Source organism: Macrococcus carouselicus (genome assembly GCF_004359515.1).
In the GTDB taxonomy this organism is placed as follows: domain Bacteria; phylum Bacillota; class Bacilli; order Staphylococcales; family Staphylococcaceae; genus Macrococcus; species Macrococcus carouselicus.
Genome location: NZ_SCWD01000001.1, coordinates 412858 through 431913, shown reverse-complemented (window position 1 = coordinate 431913; position 19056 = coordinate 412858). Strand labels below are relative to the sequence as shown.

The window sequence follows — 19056 nt, the reverse complement described above, 5'->3', positions numbered from 1 at the left end:
TGTTAATCAATAACTAAAAAGCGCCCTTTTTGACACTTATCCTGCTTTTAGGATTCTGGCTTTTACAATCATTCTTTCTTCAAAAAGTAAGGTCTCGGGATTATAGCTTTCACAGGTAATCAGTGTCAGCTCCTGCGGCTTTCCTTGCTGCTCACGTAAAACGTCCACCTGTGACGGATTGACAGTGAAGATATCATAGATCTTATAATCTTGCGCACCGCTTCTAGTGACAAGCGTGACGATATCCCCTTTTTTCGCGCGGTCCAGATAATTGAATCTGATGCCTGCGCCCTCCACCCGGTGACCTGCAATCGCTATATTCTGCTCGGTCAGCTCCTCACCGGCCTCCACAAGCGAGACACCGTTCTTCAAGTTGGCCTGCGTGGCCGGACCGTTCAGCAGGGGTTCATTGATATCTGCTGCCGGAATCTTCAGGTAGCCGAGCATATCGTCCTTCAGCTGCAGCTTATCAGGTTCCGTCTTTGTGATCCACTTCTCCAGCTCATTGACTGTCGGTGTCTCCTCTTTCTTTTCGTAAGCCTGAATAACCTTTGCATTCACCTGGTCTGTCATATACGCCCGGATATCCTGCCAGAAGAACAGCACGGCAGCTGCCAGGATCAACAGGACGCCCAGTAATCTTAAGATGATTCTCATCGCTCCACTCCTTAATCGATTTCAAGCGTGCTGACTTCAAGCAGCATACGCTTTTTCAGCCAGATATTCTCCGGCTCATCAATTTTCCCGCTTAATATGATTTCACTGGCCTCGTCCCGTGCGACTTCAAGCATGCGATAATCCTCAACGATATTCGCCACCTTGAAGTCCGGCAGACCACTCTGCTTGACGCCGAAGAAGTCTCCGGGTCCACGCATCTCAAGGTCTTTCTCCGATAACAGGAACCCGTCCGTCGTCTGACACATGATCTGCATCCGTTCGATGCCACTTTCCGTTGATGGGCCGCTGATCAGGATACAGTAACTCTGATGGGCGCTTCGGCCGACCCGTCCTCTCAGCTGATGCAGTGTCGATAAGCCGAAACGTTCCGCATCGATGATGATCATCATCGTCGCATTCGGTACGTTGACACCCACTTCAACGACTGTCGTTGAGACGAGAACATCCAGTTCATGGCTGCTGAACTGCTCCATCACATGATCTTTGTCTTCTGAGGACATACGCCCATGGAGAAGTCCGACACGTTCACCGAAGTGAGCCTTGAATGTCTCATATACTTCCACCGCATTCTGAACATCGAGCTTTTCAGATGCTTCAATCAAAGGACAGATGACATAAGCCTGGCGCCCTTTCGTGATCTCCCCTTTAGTCTTTGCCAGTACGGTGCCCATCTCTTCATGCTTCGCCCAGCTCGTCTCAATCGGTTTACGCCCTTTCGGCAGCTCCTTGATGCTGGAGACATCCATTTCACCGAAGACTGATATAGCAAGCGTTCTCGGAATCGGTGTCGCCGTCATGAACAGCACATTCGCATCGTCACCTTTCTCGCGCAGTCTTTTGCGCTGGTTGACGCCGAAGCGATGCTGCTCATCTGTAATCACAAGCCCAAGCTGATGGAAGATGACCTCCTCCTGTATCAGGGCATGCGTACCGACCATGATATCAATTTCACCGGCGGCAAGCTGCTCCAGTAACAGCCGGCGTCTTTTCCCTTTCACTGAACTGGTCAGAAGGGCTACCCGGACCTGATTACCGTAGAGACCGGCCAGACTTTCAGCATGCTGCTCTGCCAGAATCTCGGTCGGTACCATCAGGGCACTCTGGTAGCCTGCTGTCTTCAGCGCATACATTGCAATGGCCGCGACGACTGTCTTACCGGAACCCACATCGCCCTGCAGAAGACGGTTCATACGCATCGGCAGCTTGATGTCCCGGAATATCTCATTGACCACCTGCTTCTGGGCAGCCGTCAGTTCGAACGGCAGCGTCTCTATGAATGCTTTGACCGCATCGATATCATAATCGATACTGACAGCAAGGCCGGCCTGATGTTCGGTCTGGTTCAGCATACACATCTTCAGCTGAAATAAGAAGAGCTCACAGAAAGCGAATGTCCGCTTCGCCTGTCTGAGCGCATGCGGATCAGCTGGAAAATGCAGCACTTCCAGTGACTCCTTCAGATCCCAGAGCTTATACTTATCAGCCAGATACTTCGGAATCATCGGCGTGATTTCTGTAGACTGCATGGCCTGCTCGACGAACTTCTGGAACTGACGCGGCTTGATCAGCCCTTTCAGACTGTACTGCGGTACGAGGGCGATGTCGTCAGAACTGACCTCCTTATGGAACTTCACTCCCTGGATGATCTGTTTTGAACGCTGCCATTTGCCGGTCACTGTCGCCGTCTCCCCCATGACCACCTGGTGCTTGAGATAAGGCTGGTTGAAATATTCCACACGTATCGCCACGCCATCGACGAGCATATGGAACATAATCTTGGATTTACTGCGGCCGAAGTAGCTGATCCGGGGCGTACTGTATATCTCACCGCTGACCGTTATCTTCTCACCGTCAGTCGCATCGTTGATATTGACGACCGTCTCATCCTCATAGCGATACGGCAGATGCAGGATGATATCGCTCATCGTGAAGAGCCCGAGATCATTCAGCTTGAGCACGGTCTGTGGCCCGACCCCTTTCAGCTCCGTGAGCGGCTGCTCTGTTTCTATTAAATGCTGTCTGTTCATGCCATCCCTCTTTAAATAGTATAATAGCGCTGTTTCAGATCGAAACAGCGCTAGGATTATTCTACAGCGAAGATAAAACTGTAGATCGGTTGTTGCCCTTCCTGTACTTCTACTTCTACATCTTCGTAATGCTCTTCAAGATAAGCGGTCAGTGTCTCCACCTGCTGGGCATCTGCTTCCTCACCGGCGATGATGGTCACAATTTCGCTGTCTTCGTCAATCATCGCATCCAGTAAAGAAGTGCAGACTGTCAGCTGGTCACGGTCAGAGACTTTGATCTTGCTTTCGAAGAGTCCCATATACGCCCCTTTTTCAATCTCAACACCTTCAATAGATGTATCCCGGACCGCATAAGTCACAGAACCAGACTTCACATGCTGAATCGCTTCAGTCATCTCTTCTTTGTTGTCACTCAGTTCAGCTTCAGGCGTATAACTCAGTAGTGCTGTCATCCCCTGCGGAATGGTCTTCGTCGGAATGACGATGACGGGGATATTCACGACTGAGGCTGCCTGTTCCGCTGCCATGATGATGTTCTTATTATTCGGCAGAATGATGGCTTCCTTACATTTAGAGGATTCAATGACTTTAACGATATCTTCAGTTGAAGGGTTCATCGTCTGGCCCCCGCTGATGATATGCGTGGCGCCGATAGATTCAAAGAGTTTGGTGATTCCATCGCCCATTGAAATCGTGATAACTGCTTTTTCTACTTCTTTCGCCTGCTGCTTATTGCCACGTTTACGCAGGACTTCGCGGTGCTGCTCACGCATATTCTCCACTTTGATCTTGATGATTTCACCGTACTGGCTCGCGTAAGTTAGGGCTTCCCCCGGTGTTTCTGAATGAACATGTGTCTTGACGATCTCATCATCGGAGATAACAAGCAGTGAATCACCGAATTCAGACATATCATTTCTGAAGTCATCTTCATTGAAAGACTTCATGCCCGGTTTGAAACGCACCATAAATTCCGTACAGAAACCAGGCACAATATCCTCAGTCTTGACGACATCACCGAAATCATGATCGTCATTGATGAATGAATCATCCATCTTCACATTGACGGGTTCAGCGATCTTCTCACCTTTCATTACCGCAAGGAATCCTTCGTAGACATAGACAAGACCCTGTCCGCCGCTATCCACTACTCCGACCTCTTTTAGAACCGGCAGCAGGTCCGGTGTACGCTGCAGTGAGGCATTCCCCGCTTCAACGATTGCTTCCATTACTGTGATCACATCATCAGTCGACTGCGCGACTTCGCTCGCATATGCACTCGCCTCACGTGCGACAGTCAGGATTGTTCCTTCAACCGGTTTCATAACCGCCTTATACGCCGTTTTGACACCAGAATCAAAGGCTTTTGCGAATCGCTTCGCATCAATCTCGTCATAGTTTTCAACTGATTTGGAGAAACCTCGGAACAGCTGTGACAGAATTACGCCGGAATTACCGCGCGCACCCATTAACAGTCCTTTAGAGAACGCTTTGCCGACGTTACCGATATGCGCCTCAACATGCGCCTTTGTTTCTTTTGCACCTGACGACATCGACAGATTCATATTCGTCCCCGTATCACCATCCGGTACCGGGAAGACATTCAGAGAATCAACATACTCTGCATTCTGTGATAAGTTATTTGCCCCCGCAGCAATCATTTCAGCAAATAGCTTGCCATCTATTTTGTTCATTCCAATGATCCTCCTTATTCTTCCTCATCCAGTTTAATGACACGAACACCCTGGATATAAATATTCACTGAATTTATTTTTAAGTTTAATGTTTTCTCTAACGTATATTTGACAACGCTCTGAACGTTGCTTGCAATCTCAGAGATTTTCGTGCCGTAAGCCACGATGATATACATGTCGACATCAAGTGTCCCGTCACTCTGCGTGACGATTACGCCTTTTGAATAATTATCTCTTCTTAAGATATCAGCGATATTATCTCTTACCTGGTGTTTACTCGCCATACCAATGATACCATAGCACTCAACAGCGGCTCCACCTGCAATGATCGCGATGACATCATTTGAAATGTCGATGCTGCCGAATTCATTATTAATTTCTAAAGTCATAATAAACCTCCTCCATTAATTGATTCATCATGTTATTATACGCAATAAACAGAATAATATACAAGCATTGTAGCGAAAGTGACAACTTATTAGAATGACCTGAAAAATGATTTGCATTTCTCTCATCATTGTGTTAAATTACTATGGTGTGGAAAGATAAGTGTATCTCTATATGTCATTAAAGGAGGAAATAACATGGCTAAAGTATGTCACGTTACGGGTCGTAAAGCTGTGACGGGTAATAACCGTTCACACGCTCTTAATGCGAACAAACGTCGCTGGAACGCTAACTTACAGAAAGTTAGAATCCTTGTTGACGGTAAACCTAAACGTGTATGGGTTTCTGCCCGTGCACTTAAATCAGGTAAAGTCACTCGCGTTTAATGAATATATAGATACAAAAAAAAGACCTTTGTGTGGAAGGTCTTTTTTTTATGCGTCTTTACTCTGAATCATGTAGACCATGCCGTTCTCAACGGTCACTTCTGCCCGGTCTGTCACGAATTCATTTGAGACCGTACGGGTCGTTCCCATCGCAAGCTGCGTTCTCGGCAGCGTATACTTCAGGTCTTCAATCGTCAGGATGACACCCGCTTCTACTGGAATGAACGAGACATATTTCATTTCAGCATTCCTGGCAATAATATGGGTACCCGTCGGCAGCACCTGAATGATATTCATCTCATCCACGATATAGAATTCCATCGGTGACAACAGGATATCCTCATTCAGCAAAGTCTGCAGGTTGCCGAGAAAATGATCCATCCGGCCGCCTGTCGCACCGTGGATAAAGACCCGGTCATAGTCGAGTGTCAGCGCATACTGCACCCCCACTTCAAGGTCCGTCTCATTTTTTTCTGCAGGCAGGACATCCACTTCAAGGGTCGACTGAATTCTTTCCAGTTCTTCTGGCGTCAGAGAGTCAAAATCACCGAATGCCGCAATCGGCGTGATACCTGCTTCGACAAGCATCAGTGTGCCGTAATCGATACCGATCCAGTCTGCATCGCGGAGAACCTCCAGCTTATCCGTATTAAACTGATGTGATGTGCATAATAAGTGTAGGTCCATCGTTATTCACCTCTTAAGATTGCTGTCGGTTCAGCATAATCAGTATGTTTGAAGAAGTAGGAGCCCGCAACCAGCACATCTGCGCCAGCTGCCCGGCATAAGACTGCCGTCTCACTATTGACGCCGCCGTCCACTTCGACTTCGAAATTCAGCTTGTGCTGCGTTCTGTAGTTATCCAAAAACTTGATTTTATCCACCATCTTCGCGATAAATGACTGCCCGCCGAATCCCGGATTGACCGTCATGACCAGTACGAGATCAACATCGCTCAGAACTGGTATCAGCTGCTGGATATTTGTGCCGGGGTTGAGCGTGACGCCCGCTTTTCTGCCGGTCGATCTGATCTGCTGGATGACACGATGCAGATGCCGCGTTGATTCCACGTGTACGGTGATGATATCGCTACCCGCTTCCGCGAAGGCCTCCACATATTTCTCAGGTTCCTCTATCATCAGATGGCTGTCGATCGTCAGGTCCGTTATCTTTCGTAACTGCTGCAGGACCGGCAGCCCGAATGATATATTCGGCACGAATCGACCATCCATCACATCAAAGTGGAGATAATCCACACCTGCTGCTTCCAGTTTCCTTACTTCTTCTTTCAGCTCCGTAAAATCACATGATAACAGGCTCGGTGCAATTTTCATCAGTATCTCACCTTTCTCGTCTCAATTTCGTTCATCATCTGCAGATAATGGTCGTAGCGTGTCTCAAGAATCGTGTCACCCACCGCTTCTTTGACCGCACACTTCGGTTCATTGACATGCAGGCATTCACGATACTTACAGTTCTGCTCGACGGCCACAAACTCAGGGAAACAGTTCTTCAGCATATACTTATCGATATGCGCATATTCAAGCGAACTGAAGCCGGGTGTATCAGCAATATAGGCCTTGCCGTTTCTGATCAGTTCGACGTGACGGGTCGTATGCTTCCCGCGGTTCAGCGCATTCGAGATGACACCTGTCTCAAGGTTCATATCGGGCCTGGCCGCATTGATGAGTGACGACTTGCCGACACCCGATTGACCGCTCAGGACATTGATACCGGTTACCAGTGTATCCAGCATCACCCGCTGATCCTCAAGGTTGGAGATCAAGTGAGTCTGATAACCGATAGACCGATAGTAATCCAGTTTATTCTCCAGGAAGCTGATTTCGTCAGGGGTCAGCAGATCCTTCTTAGTGACGACGAGGCTCGGTGTGATGTCGTAGCTCTCCACAATCACCAGAAACTTATCAATCAGGTTCAGACTGAATTCAGGTTCCTTCGCGCTCATGACGACCAGCACCTGATCGATGTTTGCGACAGGCGGCCGGACCAGCTCATTTTTTCTTGGCAGCAGTTCTGTGATATAGCCATCCGTCTCGTTTTCAATCTGAAATCTGACACGGTCACCGACAAGCGGCGTCAAGCCTCTCTTTCTGAACACACCGCGTGCCCGGCACTGAAAACTCATGCCTTCACTCTCTACATAATAAAACCCGCTTAACGCCTTATATATTAATCCTTCTCTCACATAGTCACCTCTTTACTAGATTAGTCCTATTTTAACATACAACACTGATCTTCGTCCCTTGATTCATGCGACTTTCCACTTCGATCGTCATACCGTGCAGGTCCGCTATCTCCTTGACGATGGCCATGCCAAGACCATTTGACGGTGTATCATCTTCTTTAGCCTTTGATTTATAGAAGCGTTCAAATAGATGCTCCTGAGTCTTTTCATCCATGCCGATACCCTGATCCTCCACCGTTATCACACTTTCTTTCAGAGTCAGGTGGATTTCATCTTCCTGTCTCGAATACTTGATGGCATTGGACAGCAGATTGGTCACCAGCTGCATCAGCAGGGCACGGTGAGCTGTCAGCTGACTACCATCAAAGTGTGTCACAAGAAGCAGTTCCTTCTCGTCCAGCTGATACATAAACGTCTGGATGACTTCTTTCAGCATCTCCTTGCCGCTGAATGTCTCCGTCACCAGCTTATGACCCTCATTCTCGATGGACGCCAGTGTCAGCAGCTGCTTCGTCAGACCGCTGAGCCGTCTTGACTGATGCCGGATTGCCTGGATGGTCTCATCGGTTACATGGGTTTCAAGCTGATCCGTCAGACCGATCAGGTTGGTGATCGGTGACTGAATCTCATGGCTGACATTCGCCACAAACCGCTCATTTGTGGCCTGATGATGGCGGATAGCACGCGACATCTCCTCCATCTCACGGGCGAGGACACCGATTTCATCGTGTCTCTTGATGGAGGACTGATCGCTGTAGTCACCGCGGCGTATTCTGTTGGCGAACTGCTGCAGCTTTCTGACCGGCGTAACAAGATAACCTGCACTTAGCAGTATGAGAAAGACGGTGAAAATCAGAATATAGACAAGCAGGATCGCGAGAAATATCCTGAACTCCCCCATGCTCTGCCCGACGTCAGGACGCATGTAGACTCTGTATTTCTCACCATTCACCGTCATATCCATCCCGACGGTATTGCGCGTCTCGTTATCAAAGAAACCGGTGATGAAGAGACTGAACGGCCGTTCCTTGATACCGTGATAGACTGCATGCCCCTCATCCTCCAGATTCTCCAGACGAAAAGGGGTGCCGTAATAGTTCGTTACACCGTTATGGACGGTCAGCACCTGAAAGTTCAGCGTCGCAAGCTGTCTGAAGAATGCATCTGCCTGAATCTCCGGATGGTTCTCAATAAAGGTCTTCTGCTCAGTGACGATATGGGTGATACGTGCGTCATTGGCCGGCTTCAGGAAGAGATGATAGTAGACGTTCGCCACGATAAAACTGAGGAGTGCACTGATACAGAGTGCACCAAGCGTTGAGACGACAAAATGTGTCGACAGACGCTTAAACATGGTTCACCTTATAGCCGACACCTCGGACTGTCGAGATCTCCATCTCAGGATAAATCGAGAGGCGTTTTCTCAGCCGCTTGATATGGACATCCACCGTCCGCTCATCTCCGTCAAAATCAAATCCCCAGATTTTCTCGATCAACTGTTCACGGGTACCGACCTTCGGTGCTATTCTGACCAGTTCGACAAGCAGCTCAAATTCTTTTCTCGGCAGATAGAGCGTCTTGTCATCGACCGTCACTTCGTAGCTGTCCACGCCCAGGTGCATACGGCCGAAAGTAAGTGCTGACTGCTGCTGATAACGGCTCAGGACTGCGTTCACTCTGAAGACCAGCTCTTCCACAAGAAATGGTTTCGTCACATAATCGTCCGTCCCCGCTTCAAATGCTGACCGTTTATCGCTCAGCTCGCTGCGCGCCGTCAGCATGATAACGGGTTTCTCGTAATAGGACTTGATGTGGTCACATAACGTGAAGCCATCCATGCCGGGCATCATGACGTCAACGATGCAGAGATCGATCCTGTCATGATCCAGCACCTGAATCGCTTCCTCTGCATCTGCCGCGAGAGTCACATCATACGTTTTGAGACCACGCGCCACCATCTCACGGATCGCCCGCTCATCATCGACCACCAGAATCCTTTTCATCTTTTTCCTCCTGTTCATATTCCGTTCATATTAGCATTCTATAATCAGTGTATACCATAAACGAAAGGATGTTCTTATTATGAAGCTCGCACTACAGGAACTCAAATACTACAAATTCAAATATGCGATGATTACCGCTATTCTCTTCCTGCTCGCATTTCTCGTCCTCTTTGTCTCAAGTTTAGCACAAGGACTTGCAAAAGATAATATCTCGTTGATTGATGATCTGAACGCAAGCCACTATGTCATCAACAGCGACGCAGAACAGTCACTCACTGCGTCCCGGCTGACTGATGCAGATGTTGAGACACTGAAAGACAGAAATATTCCGCTCCTCTCCATGCAGATGGCATCGTTTGATAACAATAAGGCACTTGCCGCCGTCTATATGAAAGATGCGGAACCCACTATCACTGAAGGCCGTATGCCGGAGAATAAAAACGAGGTCGCCATCGATGACTATCTGCAGGAAGATATGAAAATCGGTGATACGATCAAAGTCAAAAACAAAGACATCGAATATAAAGTAACAGGTTATGTAGAGGACAATATGTATGCCCATACTGCGGTCGGCTATATGACAGAAGACGGCATCAAACGTCTCAACATGCAGATCGGACCGAATGTCGGTCTCGTGGAAGCGGATCATGTTAACGGTCTGACAGACGCAGAAGTCATCACATCTGATGACCTGAAAAATGGCATCGCAAGCTACGGTGCAGAACAGATGCCTCTCAATCTGATGGTCATCTTCCTGTTCGTCATCTCAGCGATCGTCATCGCTGCCTTCTTCTATGTCATCACCATCCAGAAAACGACTGAGTACGGTATCTTAAAGGCAATCGGCTTCAAGAACAGCAAGATTGCCGGTATGATCCTGATTGAGATCCTGATTATCACGACAATCGGTGTTGCCGCTGCCATCGGACTGACATTCCTGCTAGCAGGCCAGCTGCCGGTCTCGATGCCATTCTACTTAAGTACACAGCTCATCACATTACTGGCGGGTCTCTTCTTCGTCGTCGGTCTGATCGGCGCACTGCTGTCACTCATCAAAGTCATCCGCATCGACCCGCAACTTGCTTTAGGAGGCGAATAATATGCTGGAAATCAAGGATATCAAAAAAACATTTGGTTCAGGAGAACAGGCAACAGAAGTCTTAAAGGGAATCAATCTCGACGTGAACGATGGTGAAATCGTCATGCTCTACGGTCCTTCCGGTTCAGGAAAAAGTACCCTGCTCACCATCATCGGCGGACTCCTGACCCCGTCATCAGGGGAGATTGTCCTGGACGGCCGCTCATGGAGTGATTTGTCGGATAGCAAGATGACAGCGATGCGGCTCAGCGATATCGGTTTCATCTTCCAGTCCGCTCACCTGCTCCCGTACTTAAATGTCAAAGATCAGCTGACAGAAGTCGCAACTGAAAACGGTATGAATAAGAGGACGGCATCTGAACAAGCAGATGCCCTGCTCGCTGACTTTGGACTTAGTCACCGGGCACAGGCCTATCCGAACCGTCTGTCGGGCGGTGAAAGACAGCGAACAGCGATTGCACGGGCATTCATGAACTCACCGAAGATGATTCTGGCCGATGAGCCGACAGCAAGTCTTGATAAGGCACGGGCACTGGAAGTCGTAGACATGCTGAAGAAACGTGTCAAATCGGCAGACACCGTGTGCATCATGATCACTCACGACCAGCGCCTTTTCCCGAAAGCAGACCGTCTGTTCATGCTTGATGACGGTAAACTGACTGATCAGACCGATCAGATTCATTCCTTCAACTAAAAAGAGATATCCAGCCTGCTGGATATCTCTTTTGCTATTTTTTCATATGTCTGATCTGCTTGATCGGCGGCGTCTTATAGGTCGGCATTGAAATCGGGATAACCTCATAGTGGACTTCGTTGGATGGCAGTTCAAACCAGCGTATCGGTGATGCGGTGAAACGCTTGATGAATATCTTCGCTTCGACGATAAGACGGTCACGCCAGGCAATCTTCGCATCAATCGGCAGCTCATCCTGCAGAATGATATAGGTGAAATCCGCGACTTTCATCGCCGGATTCGTGCCATATGTCCGCTTCTGTTCTGCGATACAGCCTTTCTGCAGCATGGTCTCTGCAATCTGCTTGATGTAGAGGTTGACGTTCTGATGAATCCGGAAGCCGAGAACAAGCTGCACCTTGAAAACATTGTCTGTGCCAAAGTCCTCTATCTGATAATTGACCTGGAAGGGCTGGTCCGATACTCTGACGTTGACCAGCCAGTACACATCAGCACGCTTCGGCCGGCCATCAAGAATGGATTTGAAGATCTGTTTCTCCGCCATCCTCATATCAGAAGTAGTAGAGAGATAGACAAGATTAGTCGCATATTTCGGAAAGCGTTTATCCTGAGACAGCTCCCGCAGCTGGTTCTTATAGAGATCGATATTGATATCGTATGCTCTGCGGTCCTTGATCTGATAACCTTTGTACCAGATGACCATCAGAAGCGCGATGGCAAGTGAGATAATGACGGCGATATAACCGCCGTGCATGAATTTCGCAAGACTGGAGATAAAGAAAGCCGCCTCAAGCAGCAGGAAGAAGCCGATGACGAGCGTGACGAGTACCGCACTGTGTTTTCGGCTGATTAGATAATGCCATAACAGGATGGTTGACATCATCATAGTCACCGTAATACTTAAACCGTATGCCGCCTCCATATTGACGGAAGTACGGAAGTACAGCACGACGAATATACATAACAGCCAGATCAGGAATGTCACTGATGGAATATACATCTGACCCTTGACCGTTGAAGGATATTTGATGTCCACTTTCGGCATCAGCCGCAAGTGGATGGCTTCAGAGACAAGTGTATATGAACCGGATATCAGCGCCTGAGATGCGATAATCGCTGCCCCTGTTGCAATGATGACACCGACCACAACAAATGAGTCGGGCATGATCTGGAAGAACGGATTGATGGGTTCACCCGGAACAAAGTCTCTGTTTCTGATGCGTCCAATAAGCCATGCGCACTGACCGAAGTAGTTGAGCAGCAGCATCACTTTGACGAATGGCCATGTCTTATAGATGGCACCCTTGCCGACATGACCCATATCTGAGTAAAGTGCCTCAGCACCTGTTGTCGATAAGAAGACAGTCCCTAGAATCATCAGACCTGCCTTGTTGCTGTCATCAAAGAGTATCTCAATCCCATAGAGCGGATTGAAGGCACGTAGCACGCTGACATCCGTAACAAGATTCATCAGGCCGAAAATACCCAGCATACTGAACCAGATCATCATAAAGGGTCCGAAAATCTTGCCGATACTGCCTGTCCCGAAACGCTGAGCAAAGAAAATCAGGGAGATAATCGTAATAACGATGAGCAGAATATAGTTCTGCTGAGCAAGAAAACTCTCTTTAAGACCGGGAATCTCCTGAATCCCTTCTATGGCAGATGTCACAGTAACGGCCGGTGTCAGAATACCATCCGCCAGAAGTGCTGCCCCGCCGATGATGGCAGGGACAAGAAGCCAGCTTCTTCTCTTCCTGACGAGGGTGTACAGACTGAAGATTCCGCCTTCACCGTGGTTATCAGCACGCATCGCAATCAGAACATACTTGACGGTTGTCAGCAGTGTGATTGTCCAGATGATGAGCGACAGGCAGCCGATGATATAAGTCTCACTTATCGCCTCCATTCCGCCGTTCGTTTCCACGACCGCTTTCATGACGTATAAAGGCGATGTACCGATATCACCGTAAACAATACCGATGGCAATCAGCATCATCGCTAATTTGAATCGATTACTTTTACTTTCAGTCTTCATGTCAAACCTTCTTCTATTCGTTTTAAAGTACTTTACATATCATACGCCTGTCCTAAACAATGTTCAATCCCCTTTTTTGATAATGATAAACACATTTATGTATACTTGTAGCAGCACCATATAAAATGAAGAGGTGAAAACAATGACTTTAAAAACAGTTACTACAGATGCACTGCAGGAGACACTGCAGGTTGGTACAGATGATGTCGTTCTGGATGTCCGTGAAAAAGATGAATATGCAGCAGGTCATATCAAGGAAGCCTTTAACTATCCCCTGTCAGAACTGGAAGAACTGACGGGCAATCTCAAGAAGGATAGCAGCTACTATATCATCTGTCAGGCAGGCAGACGCTCAGAAAAAGCAGCGAACTACCTTCATGATCTAGGATATGATGTTACGAATGTTGAAGGCGGCATGAACAACTGGCATGGTGAAGTGGAAGACTGAATTAAAAAACACCGCTGATTGACATATCAGCGGTGTTTCTCATTTTTTACTGTCGGCGGTCGAAGTTATTGCGTATGTTTTCTATGATCATGCCGCTTTTAACCTGACCCGGTAACTTCGTACGGTCAACTGTGAAGTCCTGAGCCGGAACATCATACTGGATTTCACGAGCGAAATATTTCATCGTTTCTTCCATGATGATGATCGTCATCCACTCACCTGCACAGCGATGGTTTGTATAATAATCACCGCCACCTTGAGGAATCAGGTCGAACGGGCTGCCATCCCAATGTTCAAAACGTTCTGGATAGAACTGTTCAGCATTGTTCCATAATGATTCACTGTGCAATGTGCCGAAGATATCCAGGATGATCATTGTCTCTTTGTCAAACTTGTAGCCCTCAAAAGTGAAGTCAGTTTTCGCTTTACCTGGCAGGAAGGGTACGAACGGATAATAACGACGTACTTCCTGAGCGAATTTATAGGCATAGCTGTTTTCATCTTTCGCTACTTTCGCGCGTTCACCCGGATATTCATGCATCGCAAGGACACCGAATGAGATGAAGCGGTTGATAGCGACAAGTGGCCGAATAGTATTCATCAGGTCAACAGCTGCAAGTCTTGCATCCATGTGGTTGCCGTTCATATCTTTCCAGTGACTGAACTCATACAGACCTGAACCTGCTTCAGGATTCAGTTTACCTTTACGCGTCAATTTGATCTGCTTCTCTAAGTAGTCTTCTACACGAGAACGTGCATCGAGCGCTTTTTTATAGCCGCTGTATACAGTGCCGATTGAACCGAATGAATTCACCATTGCATTCATATCCTTCGCATACTGTTCCATTCTTTCCGGTGTATCAAACGGCACATCCGCGAAACGGAAACCAATTTTAAGAAGCACGAGTGTAGATTCAAGATAGACGTTAGTCTGCTCCTTCATCTGCAGACGTTCTGTATCTGTGTACCAGTAGTTACGGGTTAGTTTACGCAGATATTCGAGATTATTTTCTGTCATCAGAGACATGAACAATGATTTTCTATCTTTATGAGTGGCACCCGTTGTAGTATGAATAGCGCCTTTACCGAATAAAGTATTGACGAGACGCTTTGGCAGTGTGCCGGCACGTTCAATTTTTTCGTTGTCATAGAAGAGTTCCGCCGCTTCTTTACCACTGATGACAATAGCACGTTTGCCGCCTAAGACGCGTATCTCAAAGACATTGGAATTAAACTTTTTAGTACGGTTAGGAATAAACTCGTAACCTTCTTTCAATATATTAAGTGTCTGATCAAGTCCTTGTTCTTTTGGTATACTTTTTGACATTTAAATTTCCTCCCCAAGATTATTCAGTAACTCAATACCTGTCTCTCTCACAACATCTGCTTCGCCCTTTAATTTTACCATAGTACCGGGTATTACCGTCGAATCTTTACCTGATGAATAGATGAAGAACTGTTCACCAAGTGGTTTCTTAGTCAATGGTTCAGCCTGACCGTACGTTTCCTGTCCGACAAGCTGCGCGGGATTCAGTTTCGAAGCAAACCGTTCTGCGCTGCCCTTAGTCAGAGCATCAATCAGCACGACGGACCCGGCCGGCAGATTCTGTACCATCCCGTCAATCCTATCCTCAGGAATCACACCGTACGCGTCTCTGATATCAATGAGCTGGGGTCCTTCTGCCTCGTTCAAGTAGTGAAAAAGACCTCTGACATGCTGCACGATGACTTCACTGTAAGCACCGCGGCAAAACGGCTCAGTTTCACCGTTCTCTTCAAATGCCTTAAGATCAAACTCGTACGTCTCCTCACCTCGCCTGACTACTGCCTGGTGCTGTTTTTTCAGAATCGGATGCCAGTCCTGTCTGTCAGGCGGCTCGTTAAATAGAAGCTTTCTGTAGCGTTCAGCCAGGGCGCTGACTGCATCGCCGGAGAGATGGGTGATTCTATCCCCCACTACGAATCTCATATCTGCCGTCACTGAAGTCACCATCAGTTCATCACCGCATCGTCTGACACGGATGCCATTTGACCAGAAATGCTGGTCGACAAAGTCGAGGGACTTCACACTGAACTCTGCGAGATAATCGACCATGACCTGCTGAAAGGTAAAAGGATTCGGATTGAGTTTGCTGAACACAGACTGATAATTGTCACTGATCGCCTCATCCTTTAAACCTTGTTCTGCCAGAATATATCTCACTTCTTTAAAAATAGCTAGATATTGCTGCATAGCTGACCTCCCCTATAGTACCTACTTTATATCTATAAACTACTACCCTAATGTCCGCGTTATCATACATCCATTTCGCTATCTTTCTGAAAAATAGTAAACATTCGCAAAATCAATCTATTTGATCTAAACTAAACAAAAAGGAGGGATTACGAATGAAGAAAAGACTGACCCGCTCAACATCTGACCGTTACCTGACCGGCCTGCTTGGTGGAACGGCCCGTTATCTGAATATGGATTCTTCAATGGTCCGCGTCATTTTCCTACTTGTCTCATTTTTAACAGTGCATATTCCGACATTCTTTCTCTACTTCATCATTTCATTTTTTGTGCCTGCAGAGACCGAAGTCCATCCCGATGAATATTAAAAAAATGGCTGTCAGCTGACAGCCATTTTTTATATATCTTCATATCTGATTGTTTCACTCTGGAATACTTTGCCGTCCACTTCGATGAGGTAAGAAGCTTGTTCACCTTCTTTAATGACCATGGGTATTGTTACAGTACGGTCTTCAGCCGTGTTAAATGATTGAAAGACCTCATTCTTGCTGTGATCTCTATCATCGACAAAAATTCTGACTTGCTGTTTCCCTTTTTTTGAGGTCTGGCCATATGTGCCTCCGTACGGTACCACAACGGTTGATGAATAATTTTTCACAGTACCTGATGGTGCCTCAGTCACCGGTTTCTCGGTTGCCGGTGCTTCTGTTGCCGGCTTCTCTGTCTCCGGCACTTCTGTTGCGGGTGCTTCTGTTGCCGGTTCCTCAGTTGAACTTTCAGGATTCACACCTTTAGACACGACGAAGCTCAAGGCTGATCCCTTCTGCATCTTCGTATTGCCGGCACTCTGACTGATAATATTGCCCGCTGCAATATCATCGTCATAATATGAGCCACTCATGCTGACACTGAATCCCTGTCCTTCCAGCTGACTTTTGACTGTCCGGTAGTTCTGGCCTACGAAATCGCCGATATAGACATCCTCAGGCTCTTTAGAGACCTTGAATTCAATCGACGTGTCCTCAGGTTCCACTTCCTGACCTTCAGGCACATCCTGACTGAGAATCGTACCTGGCTTTTTGTCGCTTGTCTCTTCTTTAACAACCACCTTACTGAAACCTGCTTTATAGAGACTTTCTTTGACAGCTTCTATATACTGGCCTTTATAGTCTTTGATGACATACGTCTCTTTGCCTTTGGATACGGTAAGATTGATTTTCGTATATTCCTTGACCTTTTCTCCGACGGATGGTGTGGTTGAGATGATCGTGCCGTCAGCAAACTGCTCAGAGAATTCTCTTGTTACACGGCCTTTTCTCAGGTTCTCCTCTTCAAGCATAGATACACCTTCAGCAACCGTTTTTCCGCTGACCTCAGGAATGAAGCTGGATTTCGGTGTCATCATATAGGCAACAATACCGCCCATCAGTAAGAGGAGCGTGAGGAGCGGCAGCAAGAGCAGCAGGAATCTATTTTTCTTTTTGGGCTCTTTCTTCACCGGTTCGGCAACAGAAGGCGCCGCTCTGACAGTTACCGGCGTCTTGACGACAGGTATCTCCATCGTATGATCTTCAACAACTTTAAAGCGCTCTTCCTGCTGACGTTTCGTGTCCAGCACTGTCGCAAGATCACTGTACATCTCGTCTGTCGTACGATATCTGCTGTATTTCTCTTTCATCGTTGCCTTGATGATGACATTCTCAAGACTCTGCGGCACGTCATCACGCAATTCAGTGACAAGCGGCACCGGCTCCTGAATCTGTTTGATGGCGATGCTGACTGCTGACTCGCCTTCAAACGGCGGGCTGCCGGTCAGCATCTCATACACGACGACACCGATCGCATAGATATCTGAAGACTCATCAATATCTCTGCCCTTCGCCTGTTCGGGAGACAGATAATGGACTGAACCCATAATATGATTCGTCTGGGTCATCGCTGTCTCACTCAGTGCACGGGCAATACCGAAATCAGTGACTTTGAGCACCTTATCTTCCGTCATCAGTATATTCTGCGGTTTGATATCGCGGTGAATGATCATATGCTGATGCGCATGACCGATTCCTCTTAATATCTGTTTCGTGAAGAGAATCGCTTCCTCAACAGTGAGCCGTCCTTGTTTGCGTATATACTCAGATAGAGTCGGTCCGTTAATATATTCCATGACCAAGTAGTAATGACGGTCATCCTCTTCCACATCCAGCACCTTGACAATATTCGGATGACTGAGCGTCGTCGCATTCTCAACTTCACGCTCGAATCGCTGAATCGTGCGTTCACGGTCATGCACAGGAATTGAGATGACTTTGACAGCGACCTGCTGCTTCAGAATCATATCTTCAGCCAGATAGACCTGACTCATCCCACCGCCGCCGATCAGCTGGATAAGATGATAGCGTTCACCAATGATCTGTCCAAGCATCAATAACGACCTCCCAGTTCACAAAGCACAAAAGAGACATTGTCTTTTACTTGACTGTTCAGTGCGAAATCAATCAGTGCCTGTCCTTTATCATTGATAGGCATATCATGCATCAGCAGCTGATGCAGCGGTTTCTCAGGGGCGTAGTCCGTCAGACCGTCTGACGATAACAGCAGATAGTTATAGCGTCTAAGGGAGAAGGTAAAGATATCCGGGATCACATGGCGGTCTGTGCCCATCACTTTAGTGATGATGTTGCGCTGTGGATGTGCGGCCGCTTCTTCTTTTGTCAGTTCTCCGGCCATCACCAGATGCTGCACGAAGGTGTGATCGATGGTGATCTGTCGCATTTCGCGCTCATTGATCAGATAACTACGGGAATCACCGATATTCGCGATAACGACATGATCATCAAAGAGCAGGGCAGCCACAAGTGTCGTCCCCATACCCTTATTCTCATCCTGACGATGCGCCTGGTCAAACAGCTCACGGTTGATGTCTGCGATATGCCGTTTCAGCCAATCCTCTGCCTGAGGAAACTCAATCAGATTCTCACTTTCAAAATGTTGCTTCAGTCGCGCGGCAACAAACTGACTCGCAATATCGCCGCTGTTATGACCGCCCATCCCATCACAGATGACGAGCATTTTCTGACCCGTATGATTGATGAAGACACCCCCTGCATCTTCATTGCGGTCACGTGCATATCCGAGCTCTGTAAAAAAGCGTGCCTCCATCCTC

General features: G+C 47.5%; 19 protein-coding genes. 5 read left to right on the top strand and 14 right to left on the bottom strand.

The features are described from left to right. Positions 1-36: 36 nt before the first annotated feature. The 4 genes from ERX40_RS02160 to ERX40_RS02145 are packed head-to-tail and all read right to left on the bottom strand — an operon-like array spanning position 37 to position 4788. On the bottom strand, positions 37-657 hold the full coding sequence (locus ERX40_RS02160; RefSeq protein WP_133416856.1) for a class A sortase: 621 nt from the start codon (positions 655-657) through the stop codon (positions 37-39). Between the two features lie 11 nt (positions 658-668). Further along, positions 669-2705 (bottom strand): ATP-dependent DNA helicase RecG, encoded by a 2037-nt coding sequence (gene recG, locus ERX40_RS02155; RefSeq protein ID WP_133416855.1) that lies wholly within the window; start codon positions 2703-2705, stop codon positions 669-671. 56 nt (positions 2706-2761) lie between these two features. Then, a complete protein-coding gene (locus tag ERX40_RS02150; RefSeq protein WP_133416854.1) occupies positions 2762-4399 on the bottom strand; it encodes a DAK2 domain-containing protein in 1638 nt (545 codons plus the stop codon). A 14-nt stretch (positions 4400-4413) separates the two neighbouring features. Continuing rightward, the gene (locus tag ERX40_RS02145; protein ID WP_133416853.1) at positions 4414-4788 is read right to left on the bottom strand and encodes an Asp23/Gls24 family envelope stress response protein; all 375 of its coding nucleotides are present in this window, start codon (positions 4786-4788) and stop codon (positions 4414-4416) included. A 195-nt stretch (positions 4789-4983) separates the two neighbouring features. Between ERX40_RS02145 and rpmB the strand changes: the two genes are divergently transcribed. Beyond that, positions 4984-5172 (top strand): 50S ribosomal protein L28, encoded by a 189-nt coding sequence (gene rpmB / locus ERX40_RS02140; protein ID WP_133416852.1) that lies wholly within the window; start codon positions 4984-4986, stop codon positions 5170-5172. 48 nt (positions 5173-5220) lie between these two features. Here the strand turns inward: rpmB and ERX40_RS02135 are convergent, their stop codons facing one another. Genes ERX40_RS02135 through ERX40_RS02115 form a run of 5 tightly spaced genes read right to left on the bottom strand, consistent with a single transcriptional unit; the run spans position 5221 to position 9381 of the window. Then, positions 5221-5859 carry a thiamine diphosphokinase gene (locus ERX40_RS02135; protein ID WP_133416851.1) on the bottom strand — a complete coding sequence of 213 codons (639 nt, stop codon included), beginning with the start codon at positions 5857-5859 and terminating at the stop codon, positions 5221-5223. Between the two features lie 2 nt (positions 5860-5861). After that, positions 5862-6509, bottom strand: a complete 648-nt coding sequence (gene rpe, locus ERX40_RS02130) for a ribulose-phosphate 3-epimerase (RefSeq protein ID WP_133416850.1) — start codon at positions 6507-6509, stop codon at positions 5862-5864. Further along, on the bottom strand, positions 6506-7378 hold the full coding sequence (rsgA, locus tag ERX40_RS02125; RefSeq protein ID WP_133416849.1) for a ribosome small subunit-dependent GTPase A: 873 nt from the start codon (positions 7376-7378) through the stop codon (positions 6506-6508). The genes rpe and rsgA overlap by 4 nt, the downstream gene beginning before the upstream one ends. A 31-nt stretch (positions 7379-7409) precedes the next feature. Next, a complete protein-coding gene (locus ERX40_RS02120; RefSeq protein WP_133416848.1) occupies positions 7410-8732 on the bottom strand; it encodes a sensor histidine kinase in 1323 nt (440 codons plus the stop codon). Further along, the gene (locus ERX40_RS02115; RefSeq protein WP_133416847.1) at positions 8725-9381 is read right to left on the bottom strand and encodes a response regulator transcription factor; all 657 of its coding nucleotides are present in this window, start codon (positions 9379-9381) and stop codon (positions 8725-8727) included. Before ERX40_RS02115 ends, ERX40_RS02120 begins: the two co-directional genes overlap by 8 nt. A gap of 79 nt (positions 9382-9460) precedes the next feature. On the opposite strand from ERX40_RS02115, the gene ERX40_RS02110 reads away from it, so the two are divergent. Next, a complete protein-coding gene (locus ERX40_RS02110; protein WP_133416846.1) occupies positions 9461-10480 on the top strand; it encodes an ABC transporter permease in 1020 nt (339 codons plus the stop codon). A gap of 1 nt (position 10481) precedes the next feature. Beyond that, the gene (locus ERX40_RS02105) at positions 10482-11174 is read left to right on the top strand and encodes an ABC transporter ATP-binding protein (protein WP_133416845.1); all 693 of its coding nucleotides are present in this window, start codon (positions 10482-10484) and stop codon (positions 11172-11174) included. Positions 11175-11208: 34 nt separating this feature from the next. On the opposite strand, the gene ERX40_RS02100 is transcribed toward ERX40_RS02105, so the two are convergent. Continuing rightward, positions 11209-13212 (bottom strand): KUP/HAK/KT family potassium transporter, encoded by a 2004-nt coding sequence (locus tag ERX40_RS02100; RefSeq protein ID WP_133416844.1) that lies wholly within the window; start codon positions 13210-13212, stop codon positions 11209-11211. A gap of 142 nt (positions 13213-13354) precedes the next feature. Between ERX40_RS02100 and ERX40_RS02095 the strand changes: the two genes are divergently transcribed. Next, on the top strand, positions 13355-13660 hold the full coding sequence (locus ERX40_RS02095) for a rhodanese-like domain-containing protein (RefSeq protein ID WP_133416843.1): 306 nt from the start codon (positions 13355-13357) through the stop codon (positions 13658-13660). Positions 13661-13706: 46 nt separating this feature from the next. Here ERX40_RS02095 and ERX40_RS02090 read toward each other — a convergent pair whose 3' ends face one another. After that, the gene (locus ERX40_RS02090; protein WP_133416842.1) at positions 13707-14987 is read right to left on the bottom strand and encodes a cytochrome P450; all 1281 of its coding nucleotides are present in this window, start codon (positions 14985-14987) and stop codon (positions 13707-13709) included. Further along, a complete protein-coding gene (locus ERX40_RS02085; RefSeq protein WP_133416841.1) occupies positions 14988-15893 on the bottom strand; it encodes a S41 family peptidase in 906 nt (301 codons plus the stop codon). Positions 15894-16048: 155 nt separating this feature from the next. On the opposite strand from ERX40_RS02085, the gene ERX40_RS02080 reads away from it, so the two are divergent. Then, positions 16049-16261, top strand: coding sequence for a PspC domain-containing protein (locus ERX40_RS02080; protein WP_133416840.1), 213 nt, complete (start codon positions 16049-16051; stop codon positions 16259-16261). A gap of 29 nt (positions 16262-16290) precedes the next feature. Here ERX40_RS02080 and pknB read toward each other — a convergent pair whose 3' ends face one another. Continuing rightward, positions 16291-18315: a Stk1 family PASTA domain-containing Ser/Thr kinase gene (pknB, locus tag ERX40_RS02075; protein WP_133416839.1), complete on the bottom strand. Its 2025-nt coding sequence runs from the start codon at positions 18313-18315 to the stop codon at positions 16291-16293. Further along, the gene (locus ERX40_RS02070) at positions 18315-19052 is read right to left on the bottom strand and encodes a Stp1/IreP family PP2C-type Ser/Thr phosphatase (RefSeq protein WP_133416838.1); all 738 of its coding nucleotides are present in this window, start codon (positions 19050-19052) and stop codon (positions 18315-18317) included. The genes pknB and ERX40_RS02070 overlap by 1 nt, the downstream gene beginning before the upstream one ends. Positions 19053-19056 lie beyond the last annotated feature (4 nt).

Coding starts and splice junctions, on each gene's coding strand:
- ERX40_RS02160 (WP_133416856.1), bottom strand. CDS start 657: ATGAGAATCATCTTAAGATTACTGGGCGTCCTGTTGATCCTGGCAGCT.
- recG (WP_133416855.1), bottom strand. CDS start 2,705: ATGAACAGACAGCATTTAATAGAAACAGAGCAGCCGCTCACGGAGCTG.
- ERX40_RS02150 (WP_133416854.1), bottom strand. CDS start 4,399: ATGAACAAAATAGATGGCAAGCTATTTGCTGAAATGATTGCTGCGGGG.
- ERX40_RS02145 (WP_133416853.1), bottom strand. CDS start 4,788: ATGACTTTAGAAATTAATAATGAATTCGGCAGCATCGACATTTCAAAT.
- rpmB (WP_133416852.1), top strand. CDS start 4,984: ATGGCTAAAGTATGTCACGTTACGGGTCGTAAAGCTGTGACGGGTAAT.
- ERX40_RS02135 (WP_133416851.1), bottom strand. CDS start 5,859: ATGGACCTACACTTATTATGCACATCACATCAGTTTAATACGGATAAG.
- ERX40_RS02120 (WP_133416848.1), bottom strand. CDS start 8,732: ATGTTTAAGCGTCTGTCGACACATTTTGTCGTCTCAACGCTTGGTGCA.
- ERX40_RS02115 (WP_133416847.1), bottom strand. CDS start 9,381: ATGAAAAGGATTCTGGTGGTCGATGATGAGCGGGCGATCCGTGAGATG.
- ERX40_RS02110 (WP_133416846.1), top strand. CDS start 9,461: ATGAAGCTCGCACTACAGGAACTCAAATACTACAAATTCAAATATGCG.
- ERX40_RS02105 (WP_133416845.1), top strand. CDS start 10,482: ATGCTGGAAATCAAGGATATCAAAAAAACATTTGGTTCAGGAGAACAG.
- ERX40_RS02100 (WP_133416844.1), bottom strand. CDS start 13,212: ATGAAGACTGAAAGTAAAAGTAATCGATTCAAATTAGCGATGATGCTG.
- ERX40_RS02095 (WP_133416843.1), top strand. CDS start 13,355: ATGACTTTAAAAACAGTTACTACAGATGCACTGCAGGAGACACTGCAG.
- ERX40_RS02090 (WP_133416842.1), bottom strand. CDS start 14,987: ATGTCAAAAAGTATACCAAAAGAACAAGGACTTGATCAGACACTTAAT.
- ERX40_RS02085 (WP_133416841.1), bottom strand. CDS start 15,893: ATGCAGCAATATCTAGCTATTTTTAAAGAAGTGAGATATATTCTGGCA.
- ERX40_RS02080 (WP_133416840.1), top strand. CDS start 16,049: ATGAAGAAAAGACTGACCCGCTCAACATCTGACCGTTACCTGACCGGC.
- pknB (WP_133416839.1), bottom strand. CDS start 18,315: ATGCTTGGACAGATCATTGGTGAACGCTATCATCTTATCCAGCTGATC.
- ERX40_RS02070 (WP_133416838.1), bottom strand. CDS start 19,052: ATGGAGGCACGCTTTTTTACAGAGCTCGGATATGCACGTGACCGCAAT.